This window comes from Luteibacter sp. (genome assembly GCF_009912395.1).
Taxonomy (GTDB): domain Bacteria; phylum Pseudomonadota; class Gammaproteobacteria; order Xanthomonadales; family Rhodanobacteraceae; genus Luteibacter.
Map to the genome: position 1 here is coordinate 156,447 of NZ_WNDO01000011.1, position 9,982 is coordinate 166,428.

Here is a 9,982-nt window from a genome sequence, read left to right on the forward strand (position 1 = left end):
TCAGTTCCTGTGCACTAGTAGTTCTGTTTCGCTCACAGAAACCCTTGATGGGTCAACGCGAGCGACGCGGCAGGCTTCATTCAAAAGCACGTCGAAGCGTTTTGCTTCTCTGGCTAGTTCAGATGCATGAGAGCGTTTGAGTTCGGCAATTTCGTCGATAAGGGGATTTGTCGGAGTCGGGCCGAAGGCTTGGTCCTGGCATTCCACCGCGCCTTCGATAAGTTCGGCAGCGGCTAGCTTCTGTTCGTCCGTGAGCGCATCGAATGCCGAGGCAAGACCGCATTCCTCGCATGCCGCTTCAAACGCATCCATCCAGTACTGAGTTCGGTAGTGGATATTGTTCACGCCGCAGCTCCCTTGGTGATGACGCGGCGCCCGCACCAGCTGTAGCCCCTGGGGATGTCCTTGAAGTCGCCACGGAACGGACGAGTGACGCGCTTGCCATTCACCAGCTTGGTGATGACGAGGTACTTGGAGGGGAACTGGATAACGTTGTTCATCACCGGAACTCCTTGAGCGCAGCCACTTCGGCCTGTTCGTTGATGTAGGTGGTTTGGGCGTGATCGCGGATGAGCGTCATGGCGGCGAGTAGGTCGCCTGAGCGGACGAGGCGCAGTACTTGCGAGCGGGTGCGCGGGTCATACAGCGCGTCGCTCATACCATCGGCCAGCGTGTCGTCGTCGGCACCAAGGCGGCGGGTCGTCGATTCAATGAAATCGTCGTAACGATCTACGCTGTCGTAGTGGTCAGCGATTGCACGGTCGGTGCGGGCTTCGAAGGCGCTCACAGCACGTCCTCCTGAGTCGCTTCCCAGACCGCCATGGCAAAAGCCACGATGAAGCAGATCAGCGCCAGGACGATGAAGGTCAGCCACGCTTCGATCCGCTGTGAAGGTATCAGGTAGGCCATACCGAGACAGAGAAGACCGAGGACGTCGAAGGTCTTCATGGCGCAGCCTCGACCTGATCCAGGGCTTCGCACTTGGCCTTTGCCTGGCGAAGGCCTTCCTGCAAGGAGGCAATGAGCGTAAGGGTCTCCGACTCGCTCAGGCTGAACATGGTGCAGGGACCCAAACCGCCCTTGCCGCTCACCTGGACAGAGATCCTCGGGATAGCCTGGCTGGGCTTCTCCGGGCTGGGGGTCTCAACCCCGCAAACTCGAATGTGCACGTTGGCGTTCATGCCTGTCTCCATGCCGGGTGGGCCGGCGTTGGAGCTATTGTCAGTAAGCTGACAGTTGCTGTCAACAAGCTGACAGAATTCCTTTGTCAGCGCACTGACATTATTCAGGGTTCGTTTATTTTCATCTCTCCTCGTGCGACGCCCTCGCGACACCATGGATCCCCATCTAGGAGACACCATGCAAACCATCTACTTCGTACAGGGCTTCAAGGCCGGCAAGCGTGGCCAGCTGGCACCTATGCCGGCGGTGGCTCTTCAAACGGAAAGCCAGGCGAGGGGCAAGGCTGAGCGCCTAGTTGAAACGTGCGAGGGAGTTCTGGCCTGGAGCCAGGCGGCCGATATCGAGGCCGGGGAGTACGGCGAGCCGGTCGTGTTGGTGCGGGCGGGGAGGGTGCCAGAGGAGGCATGAAAAGCTTCAGCTAAGCGTTTTCGGAACTGCCTGAATGCCAAGGAAAAAGCATTGAGATCACGATAAGAAGGAGCTGTATTTGTACTGATACAACCGGTACAATGGAGTTCTGGACGGCTGGAGATACCCATGTGGTTCCCATTAGGCCGCGCTGCTGACAATGCTTGCTTTTCCCGGAGTTGCCTCATGGGCAGTGCTCGGGAGGGCGCTGTCTGAGCGCGTGTCTCAGGAGGATTGATCCATGCCTACGGCAATCGATGTAGCCAAGTACATCCTTTCGCTCACTGACGAAGACTCAGGTGAGTTGATTTCTCATCTCAAGCTTCAGAAGCTTGTTTATTACGCGCAGGGATATTGCCTTGCAATTTTGGGGCGTCCGCTGTTTGCTGACAGGATTGTCGCTTGGCAGCATGGTCCGGTCACACTGTCAGTGTGGGAGGCCTACAAAGGGCATGGGGCAAATCCGATTCCTAAGCCGGATGGATTTGATCGTAATGTGATTGATGATGAGGCCCGAGGCGTTGTGGACGAGGTCTACACAGTGCTTGGCCAGTACTCGGCCTGGAAGCTTCGGAATATGACACACGAAGAAGCACCTTGGGCGAACGTTGAAATTAATGAAGAGATTACTCCCGCTGCGATGACGGACTTCTTTCGGGGGCAGATTGTCGCTTGATGAAGATCAAAGGGAACAGGCAGGATGCCGGTGGCCGCATTGCTCCTAAGCAATCCGCATCTAAGCCAGCCAGCTTAAATTACCCGGTCTTCTGTCTTCGTCACCTACAGAACGGCCATGATCTAAGTGATTGCGAAGACGCAGATCAAAGGCAATTGATCGCTAAACTCAGGCATCTTAGCAAGATGGACTGGAGTCAGATTGAGCAGGCGCCTAGACATGGATCTGGGAAAGAGAATATTTCCAGAACGTCGATTAAGAAAGAAATTCCTCGGATCGTAACCGAGGATGTGAAGCTTTGGTCGCTTCGCTTCAGCGGTATGAAGGCAATGGTCGGCTTCAGGTCGGGCGACATTTTTCACCTACTTTGGCTTGACCATGATTTCAGTGTATACGGCCACTGATCTGCATGGACAGTCCTTTTTTGGCGGATAGGCTTCGCCTATCCGGCCATGTAGATGACCAGCCGCATCGCCCCGTAGAGCGAAGCTCCTCCGCAGCAGAGAAGGAACGCGGCGGGCACACAGCATCCCATTGCCTTTCCGAGCTTCCTCTGGCGACCCGAGCGTGTAAGCGGAATGCCTAGCTGACGCGAGAGCTTTCCTTTCGCGGCGGAGATGCCGGTGGCTCGTTTCCATGAAAACGATACGCCCGGAATGCCGCCCTTTTTCCGTCTAGCCATTGGCCTGCTCCTTGCTCATTAGTTGTCAGGGTTAAATGACCGGCCTAAATCGACGCCCGCTCCGTCAAACTCTCCCTATAGTCCCCCACATGCCCGAAGTCCGGCGCAGGCACCGGCTCGCTGAACCAGAAGGTCGTGAAGGCCTGGACATTCGGGGCCAGGAACCAGTGGGCCGTGCCATCGGCGTCGACCGCCCACCATCGGGCGAGCTTCGGGGCTTGGGACCAGTCTACGACGGGGTGGGGCATTGAGGCTTCCCTCGTAATCAAGTTCCCGGAGCGATGACGCACTTTGACGCGGCAGGTGAGCCAACGACTCGCATGATATTTTGGCAGTCAACGGAGACTTTCATCCCTTTGCGAAGTTTGGCGGCTGCATTCTTCTCAGAATCTTCCAGGCTCGCAGAAACGCCAAGCAGCTGACTTGTTGTGACGAACCTGATGACTACCGAGTCAGTGAAGTCCTTGTCGATAGATGCGACTCTTCCAACAATCCTAAGCGCGTGACCCTTGAAGATATTGTCTGCCGCCACCTCGTTGGTGTCATAGGCAGATTGCAGCTGATCTGGTGTTGACTCTATGGTGGGGGCGGAGCGGGGTGCTTCGGCTGCTACTGGCTGCTGATTAGCCCGCTGATCCTCCGTTGCCTTCCCGTAGATAAACCACGCTAGAAAACCGAATGCGACGATTACCGTTGCGGCCGAAACATTGCTGCTCTTCTTCGGGGATGCTGACGGCCGAACCGATCGAGTGTCAGGTACGGGTGGTGCGATAGGCCGACCGCACTTCGGGCACGCCGGAGCGGCGTCACTGACTTCCGAGTTGCAATCTGGGCAGTTGATGAGGGCCATGTAACGTCCTTTGTTGAGATCCGGAGATGTAGTGGCGAGGGTCAAAAATCCTTGAGCGTCCAAGCGGCCAAAGCGCGGCCGCCTATCTCGATCTCTTCCATCGGAGCGTCGATCGCCGGATAGTCTGGATTTTTACTCAGGATGCGCAGCGTCTTGCGACCCACGAATTGCAGCCTCTTCACGAGGACACGTCCTTCCCATCGGAAGCAATACGCTGAGTCCTGATCGAACGTTTTGATTCGGGTGTCGATGAAGATCAGGTCGCCGTCATTGTACTGGCCCTTCATGCTGTCGCCGCGGCCGGTGATTACCCTGATCGCCTCCGGCGGTACACCTGGCAGCTTCCGCTCGACCCATTCCCGCGATACGCGGAGGCTCTCGACCACCTCGGGGTAGTCCGTCACGTAGTCGCCTTTTCCCATTCCCGCGAATCCTTCCATGAGTGGGAAGGCAACATAGGACCCGCTCGTCTCAAATCTCGGTACTGCATGAGACTTATTTTTGTCGACGGCGGTGTCCGTCCATGGATAGCCATCGTCTCCCTCGCCGGACGATAGCCACTCGGGCCGAACCGCGTACGCACGGGCAGCAGCGAGCAGGTACTTACTCCCTTGCAGGGTGTTATCGCCCTTCTCCCAAGCGAGGACGAGCGGTCGGGAGCAACCGATCAGGTCGGCTGCCTCCTGAGGAGTGAGCTTCGCGCGCGTACGTGCCAATCTGGCAATGGCGCCTAGGTCCGGATTTTCCATGTCAGGAAATTTACCGTTCCCAACGGTCAGGGTCTTGACTTCTAAAGTCAGCATCCTGACAATCCGAGGCCATGGATATCTACAAGCGTGACGCAGTTGCGGCATACCGAACCCAGCAGGCCTTGGCTGACGCGCTGGGCATTTCGCGTACGGCTGTCTCCATGTGGGCAGATGACAAGCCAATCCCAAGGGAGCACGCACTTGCTTTGAGGTACGAGCTGAAGCCGGATGTCTTCGGCGAAGCCCCCAAGCGCGCCACCAAGCGGAAGGCGGCTTGAGCCATGGACTACGACTTCTCCGGCCTTACTCGCGCTCAACAGTGGATTTTGACGTATCAGGGATACGTTGAAGGGTCGACCTTGCTGCCTAGGCCGCAACGCCGAACAGTTCAGCCGCTTATTGAGCGCGGGCTTCTGGAGCAGAAAGTCCATCCGGAGTTTGGAACTTACTGGGAAGTCCCTATTGCTGTGCACCGTGCATGGTGCGAGCACTGCGCAAATCTTCCCACCGTTCACCCATACGTTTCTGCCAGGCCGGACTTCGCCTAACTCCCCCGGGCGGCAGGGCGCCGCTCGTCCATTTCCCCACATATCAGTTCCTCAAAGGATTTGCCGATGTACGCCGACCCGACCCACCTGCGCACAAAGATCATCAAGGTCCGCCTCAACGACGATGAGCGCGACTTGGTAGATGCACTGGCGCGGATCAACAAGACGCAGCCGGCAGTGCTTCTTCGCGATCTTGTGTTGCAGGGATTGGCTCTGTTCGAACAGGGTAGCGAAGAAAAGCGCGTCGCCTGAAGGCCCCAATCCAGGCCCTATGGAGGCCCCGTGCGTGAAACCGAACCCATAGACCTGACGCCGAACGAATTCGCGAAGGTCGAGAAGTACGCAAACGAGCATGGCATCAGCGTTGAGCTGGCCACTGCTCACCTGGCACGACGAGCCATCGAAGCTCGATACATCCTGCCCAAGAACCGCTCCAACGTGGTCCCACTAAGGGGCCCTCATCGGGGGACTCATGACTGACATGATCCGACAAGAATCGCACTGGGATCGACCGATGCGCACCGTGGAAACACCGGCTGCGCGCGGGAGTGACCCTGTGACGTCGCACCTTGCGGCTGAGTCCCACACGGCCAGTGGGAAGCGGGCAGAGCAGCAGAGGCTGACCGCCGCTGCCGTTCGCGATTACCCAGGCTGCACCATGGCTGAGCTGTCCCAGCACACCGGTATCGATCGTTACGTGCTCGGGCGGCGCATCAGCGAGTGCGAAACCGCTGGCCTCGTTAAGAGGGCCCTCAAAAGGCGCTGCATGGTCACTGGTCGGGCTGCTGAGCCGTGGTGGCCTGCGTGAGCATCGCTCTTATGACAGCGGCATGGCGTCTCAACATGCCGGCCTCCCGGAAAATGATCCTGCTCGCCATGTGCGACTGGGCGAACGATCAGGGGTCTAGCTGCCACCCTTCGATCAAGGCTCTTGCCACGCGCGCGTCGATCAGCGAGCGGCAGGCAAAGCGTGTCGTTCACGACCTGATAGATGAAGGCTGGGTGGCCGTTGTCGGAAATGACTCCGGCGGTGCTCCTGGTCAAACCCGCCAGTACCAGCTCAATGTCCGAGCAATCGAGACGGGTGACATGGGTGTCACGGGTGACAATCTGTCACGGGTGACAAACGAAGCACCTCGACGGGTGACATCTATGACAAGACGGGTGACATCTGCGACAGAGACGGGTGACATGGGTGTCACCCAAACCACCATACAACCACCAGTAAAAGCATCCATCAGTAGAGCATCCGCCAATAAACGCGAGCCCGTGCAAATTTTGCATCAGTTCGATTTCGGCTCCTGGCCGTCAATCCCCTCCGAGCAGGTCTTCTCCGACTGGCTTGCCCTGAGGAAGAAAAAACGCGCCGACGTCAGCGAGACCGTGATACGCGCCATGGGCGCCGAGCTGCATCGCGCGGCGGCGAAGGGTTACGCGGTGGACGAGGCGCTGGCGACCTGCGTCCTGCGCGGCTGGCAAGGCCTTGAGGCGAAGTGGCTTGACCCGAAGACGGGAGGAAATCATGCAGCAGATCGAAACGATCATCGAGAAAGCCTTGCCGAGCGGGCCGAGCGGCTCTACGCAGAGGGCGAGGCCCGGGAAGCCGCCATCGCCGCCGAACAGAGGGAACTCGGTCATGGCTGGTGATATGCCGACTTCAGCAGCGATGCGGCAGCTTTGGTTGCGCATGGTCGCGATCTACGGCGCGAAGTGGGCCAGCGTCCACGGTGCTGCTGCGGAGACCGACGCCGGCAAGTTGACCGAGACGGCGAACACCTGGGCGCGTGGACTTGCGGGCGTCACCGGTGAGCAGCTGGGCGCCGGCCTGAAGGCCTGTGTTTCTTCATCCGATCCCTGGCCGCCGACGCTATCTGAGTTCCGTGCGCGCTGCATGGGCATCCCCAGCATCGCAGCGGTGCAGCTGATCCTTGGGGACAAGACGCGACCCATGACCCCGTTCGTGCGCCAGGTCTGGTCGTATGTGGACGCCTACCGTTTCCGCGCCGCTACCAGCGATAAGGCCGAGAAGATCCTCCGGGATGCCTACGAGCTGGCCCGGGAGCACGTCATCAACGGCGGGGCGCTTCCGGAGCCCGTAGCCGGGGCGCTTTCCCACGGCACGGAAGAACACAAGCCAGCATCGCCCGAGGTAGCCGCCAAGCACCTTGCCGAGGTCTCCGAGTTTCTTCGTCGGCGAGCTGCGCAGGTTGAGCAGGAGAGGGCGGCCGACGAAACCCCCGAACCTCCGAGGGCCGCCTGATGCTCTCCAATCTCCTTACACGAACCCTCATCTGTCTGCGCCACGGCCACGAATGGCGCCGCGCCCATCGCCGTGATGGCTCTTCATATCTACGCTGTGTGGGATGCAATGAGGTGCGGGCATGAACTCCAAGGTCAAAGTAACTGTTCGCGGCACCCAGTTTGATACGGAAGTGGTGGGTGATCCCATTGGCTACTTCGTCGTTCACCGCGGCGTGTTTGACCGGAAGGGCAAGTGGGTTGCCACGCATCCAGCAACAGGCTGCGCGGCCGTTACGGCACCAACGCGCGAGGTGGCGGAATGGGCAGCTCGGCGACTTTCTGATCTCGGCGTGGATTTCGACGAGATCGATACCATCGAAAAGTCGAAGGCGTTGGACCCATCGGTTCTCAACGAAATCTACCTGATCACAGGCGCGGCTCGCCTCGGAGGTATGGCATGAGCGAGAAGTACACCCTCAACGCCAACGGCCCCGAGCGCGAGCAGGTGAAGGCGAATGTCCATGCGTTCATTGATCGGTTGCCCGCTCACAAGTCGTTCCTGGTTGAGATCAAGGAGGCGCGTAAGGAGCGCACGCCCCCGCAGAACGCCGCCCTGTGGGGGCTGGCCTATCCGCGCCTGACCGAGGCGACCGGATACACGCCCGACGAGCTGCATCACGAGTTCTGCGGCCGGTTCTTCGGCTGGGACGTCGTGACGGTCTTCGGACAGCAGCGCCGTCGGCCACGGCGCACGACGACCACAAACGAGCAGGGCGAGCGCGAGGTACTCGGTAAGCGCGATTTCGCCGAGTTCTACAACCTAGTGCAGCGCATCGCTGCCGAGGCAGGCATCGACGTGCCAGACCCCGATCCATTCCATGGCGAGCAGAGGTGGGCGGCATGACAAGCCATCAAGAAGCGCACGAGCGGCGCCTTACGGCAATGAGCAACATCGAATGCTCGATCATGGCCGTTCTGCAAGGCGACGGATTCCAGATCACGAGCCTGACGGTTCCTACAATCGTTTGGGATCGGCTGGTGAATCCTGGCTCCGCAGTGAAGTCGGTGCAGATACTTGGTGTTGATGTCACCGAAGATCCGACGCTGCCAGTACCTCACTGGTGCCGCGCATGAAGACCACCAAGCACCTCTCCCGCAAGACACCCATGCGTCGCGGCCCGGCGCTTGGCCGGGTGGCATCCATGGGCCGCGCCGACGGCGGCGCCAAGGCAGTCGAGGCGATGACGTTCCCGAAGCGGAAGGTCGTGAAACGGTCCCGGCCGAAGATGACCGCTGCGCGCCGCGCTGCCGAAGGTCGCCCCTGCATGATCCGCGTCCCTGGCATCTGCTCGCACGATGTAGGCACGGTAGTGCTTTGCCACTACCGCCTCGCCACTGGCGCCGGCCAGAAGCCCGACGACGAGCAGGGTGCATGGGGCTGCTCCCGCTGCCACGACGCAGTAGACGGTCGCCTGAAGACCATCCACACCACAACCGAACTGCGCCTTTGGCACGCCGAGGGCGTGCTACGGACGCAGGAAGCCATCCGGAGGGAAGCCGCATGATCCGCCTGTCGATTCCATTCCCACCATCGACCAACCGCATATGGCGGCACGTCGGCGCCAAGGTCCTGCTGTCGAAGGAGGGCAGGGCGTACCGTGCGCGAGTAGCCGAAGCCGTGATGATTGCCAGGGTGCAGGGCCTCGGCCGGGCACCCGTTGTGCTGACAATCCATGCCAGCATGCCCGATGCCCGCCGCCGCGACCTCGACAACCTCCTGAAGGCTGCCCAGGACGCCATGCAGGCAGCTCGGCTGTACGAGGACGACAGCCAGATCGTTGACCTTCGCATTCGGCGAGCTGGCATCGACAGGGTCAATCCTCGCCTCGATGTGGTGCTCGAAGCGGCATGAAGCGGCCCGCGCCCCAAGCCGACAAGATCGCCGGCGTCCTCGCTGAAGGGCCGGCTACCACTGCCGAGATCAACGCCGAACTGGCGTGGCCCCGCAAGCTACTCGTCGCGCACCTCTGTGCCATGGCGCGCCGCGGGCGGGTGCGAGGGGAGCGCATGGGTAATGACCATCCCACCCGCAAGCTGTGGACGCTGATCGGGGACGAGCATGCATGACCGTCTATCACCACCTGGGCCGGGCCATCGAGATCATGCGCCGGGAACCCGACCCGATGAAGTGGGGGCCGATGATCGACCGGCTGAGCGAGGAAGAGCAGGCGGAGTGCCGGCCGTGGCTAAGGGAGCAGGCCAAGCGCGTCCTAAGGCGGCAACGGGATTCGAGGACTGGCCTGCTCACGAAATCGCCAGGCAGCTTGCCGCCGCGCGATATCGCCTCGGGAAAGCGCAATCACAGGTAGCACGGATGTCGCGCGAATTGCGGAACCGTGAGTTCAGTTCTTCCGACCACACGAGGGGAAGCCATGAATAACGAAATCCAGAACAATCGAGCCGGGTTCCTTGAGCGGCTCGGTCAGCTTGCCGGTTCTACCGCGTGGAGGGAGCCGGGCAAGGTAGGCGGTGGCACGCCGTATGCGGCGCGTGGGATGGCCACGGAGAATGCCTTGGTGCTTGCCCTCGCAATGGCTCGTCGGAATCCTCGCGACAAAGGCCCGGACATCGCGTACAGCCTAGCCA

At 60.2% G+C, this 9,982-nt stretch carries 22 protein-coding genes; 15 read left to right on the forward strand and 7 right to left on the reverse strand.

All coding sequences use genetic code 11. The features are described from left to right. The 5 genes from GAK28_RS12080 to GAK28_RS12100 are packed head-to-tail and all read right to left on the reverse strand — an operon-like array spanning position 1 to position 1,181. Positions 1 to 345 carry a hypothetical protein gene (locus tag GAK28_RS12080; RefSeq protein WP_291779152.1) on the reverse strand — a complete coding sequence of 115 codons (345 nt, stop codon included), beginning with the start codon at positions 343 to 345 and terminating at the stop codon, positions 1 to 3. Next, positions 342 to 500: a hypothetical protein gene (locus tag GAK28_RS12085; protein WP_291779155.1), complete on the reverse strand. Its 159-nt coding sequence runs from the start codon at positions 498 to 500 to the stop codon at positions 342 to 344. Before GAK28_RS12085 ends, GAK28_RS12080 begins: the two co-directional genes overlap by 4 nt. Continuing rightward, positions 500 to 787: a hypothetical protein gene (locus GAK28_RS12090; protein WP_291779157.1), complete on the reverse strand. Its 288-nt coding sequence runs from the start codon at positions 785 to 787 to the stop codon at positions 500 to 502. Before GAK28_RS12090 ends, GAK28_RS12085 begins: the two co-directional genes overlap by 1 nt. Next, positions 784 to 948: a hypothetical protein gene (locus GAK28_RS12095; protein WP_291779159.1), complete on the reverse strand. Its 165-nt coding sequence runs from the start codon at positions 946 to 948 to the stop codon at positions 784 to 786. The genes GAK28_RS12090 and GAK28_RS12095 overlap by 4 nt, the downstream gene beginning before the upstream one ends. Beyond that, positions 945 to 1,181, reverse strand: coding sequence for a hypothetical protein (locus GAK28_RS12100; RefSeq protein WP_291779161.1), 237 nt, complete (start codon positions 1,179 to 1,181; stop codon positions 945 to 947). Before GAK28_RS12100 ends, GAK28_RS12095 begins: the two co-directional genes overlap by 4 nt. A gap of 178 nt (positions 1,182 to 1,359) precedes the next feature. On the opposite strand from GAK28_RS12100, the gene GAK28_RS12105 reads away from it, so the two are divergent. The 3 genes from GAK28_RS12105 (at position 1,360) to GAK28_RS12115 (ending at position 2,670) form a co-directional block, all read left to right on the forward strand. Continuing rightward, entirely contained in the window at positions 1,360 to 1,590 is a 231-nt protein-coding gene (locus GAK28_RS12105; RefSeq protein ID WP_291779164.1) for a hypothetical protein, read from the forward strand. A gap of 241 nt (positions 1,591 to 1,831) precedes the next feature. Continuing rightward, positions 1,832 to 2,266, forward strand: coding sequence for a type II toxin-antitoxin system antitoxin SocA domain-containing protein (locus GAK28_RS12110; protein WP_291779167.1), 435 nt, complete (start codon positions 1,832 to 1,834; stop codon positions 2,264 to 2,266). Further along, complete coding sequence (locus tag GAK28_RS12115) at positions 2,266 to 2,670, forward strand: hypothetical protein (protein ID WP_291779170.1); 405 nt, start codon at positions 2,266 to 2,268, stop codon at positions 2,668 to 2,670. Before GAK28_RS12110 ends, GAK28_RS12115 begins: the two co-directional genes overlap by 1 nt. A gap of 543 nt (positions 2,671 to 3,213) precedes the next feature. On the opposite strand, the gene GAK28_RS12120 is transcribed toward GAK28_RS12115, so the two are convergent. Next, complete coding sequence (locus GAK28_RS12120; RefSeq protein ID WP_291779172.1) at positions 3,214 to 3,798, reverse strand: hypothetical protein; 585 nt, start codon at positions 3,796 to 3,798, stop codon at positions 3,214 to 3,216. Between the two features lie 41 nt (positions 3,799 to 3,839). After that, complete coding sequence (locus GAK28_RS12125; protein ID WP_291779175.1) at positions 3,840 to 4,601, reverse strand: S24 family peptidase; 762 nt, start codon at positions 4,599 to 4,601, stop codon at positions 3,840 to 3,842. Between the two features lie 17 nt (positions 4,602 to 4,618). Here GAK28_RS12125 and GAK28_RS12130 point away from each other — a divergent pair, with 17 nt between their 5' ends. From GAK28_RS12130 to GAK28_RS12185, 12 genes are all read left to right on the forward strand, one after another. Further along, a complete protein-coding gene (locus GAK28_RS12130; protein WP_291779178.1) occupies positions 4,619 to 4,825 on the forward strand; it encodes a YdaS family helix-turn-helix protein in 207 nt (68 codons plus the stop codon). Positions 4,826 to 5,161: 336 nt separating this feature from the next. Next, positions 5,162 to 5,347: a hypothetical protein gene (locus GAK28_RS12135; RefSeq protein ID WP_291779181.1), complete on the forward strand. Its 186-nt coding sequence runs from the start codon at positions 5,162 to 5,164 to the stop codon at positions 5,345 to 5,347. A gap of 552 nt (positions 5,348 to 5,899) precedes the next feature. Then, on the forward strand, positions 5,900 to 6,742 hold the full coding sequence (locus tag GAK28_RS12140) for a helix-turn-helix domain-containing protein (RefSeq protein WP_291779184.1): 843 nt from the start codon (positions 5,900 to 5,902) through the stop codon (positions 6,740 to 6,742). Then, positions 6,732 to 7,355 (forward strand): hypothetical protein, encoded by a 624-nt coding sequence (locus GAK28_RS12145; RefSeq protein WP_291779185.1) that lies wholly within the window; start codon positions 6,732 to 6,734, stop codon positions 7,353 to 7,355. The genes GAK28_RS12140 and GAK28_RS12145 overlap by 11 nt, the downstream gene beginning before the upstream one ends. A gap of 121 nt (positions 7,356 to 7,476) precedes the next feature. Next, positions 7,477 to 7,797, forward strand: a complete 321-nt coding sequence (locus tag GAK28_RS12150) for a hypothetical protein (RefSeq protein ID WP_291779188.1) — start codon at positions 7,477 to 7,479, stop codon at positions 7,795 to 7,797. Continuing rightward, positions 7,794 to 8,240, forward strand: coding sequence for a hypothetical protein (locus GAK28_RS12155; protein WP_291779191.1), 447 nt, complete (start codon positions 7,794 to 7,796; stop codon positions 8,238 to 8,240). The genes GAK28_RS12150 and GAK28_RS12155 overlap by 4 nt, the downstream gene beginning before the upstream one ends. Then, positions 8,237 to 8,470, forward strand: a complete 234-nt coding sequence (locus tag GAK28_RS12160) for a hypothetical protein (RefSeq protein ID WP_291779195.1) — start codon at positions 8,237 to 8,239, stop codon at positions 8,468 to 8,470. The genes GAK28_RS12155 and GAK28_RS12160 overlap by 4 nt, the downstream gene beginning before the upstream one ends. Beyond that, positions 8,467 to 8,901, forward strand: a complete 435-nt coding sequence (locus tag GAK28_RS12165) for a DUF1364 domain-containing protein (protein ID WP_291779198.1) — start codon at positions 8,467 to 8,469, stop codon at positions 8,899 to 8,901. The genes GAK28_RS12160 and GAK28_RS12165 overlap by 4 nt, the downstream gene beginning before the upstream one ends. Beyond that, positions 8,898 to 9,248 (forward strand): RusA family crossover junction endodeoxyribonuclease, encoded by a 351-nt coding sequence (locus GAK28_RS12170; RefSeq protein WP_291779201.1) that lies wholly within the window; start codon positions 8,898 to 8,900, stop codon positions 9,246 to 9,248. Before GAK28_RS12165 ends, GAK28_RS12170 begins: the two co-directional genes overlap by 4 nt. Then, entirely contained in the window at positions 9,245 to 9,463 is a 219-nt protein-coding gene (locus tag GAK28_RS12175; RefSeq protein WP_291779204.1) for a hypothetical protein, read from the forward strand. The genes GAK28_RS12170 and GAK28_RS12175 overlap by 4 nt, the downstream gene beginning before the upstream one ends. Then, entirely contained in the window at positions 9,460 to 9,705 is a 246-nt protein-coding gene (locus GAK28_RS12180; RefSeq protein WP_291779206.1) for a hypothetical protein, read from the forward strand. Before GAK28_RS12175 ends, GAK28_RS12180 begins: the two co-directional genes overlap by 4 nt. A 63-nt stretch (positions 9,706 to 9,768) precedes the next feature. Further along, positions 9,769 to 9,982, forward strand: a 214-nt coding sequence (locus GAK28_RS12185; protein WP_291779209.1) for a hypothetical protein, incomplete at its 3' end; no start/stop codon positions are given.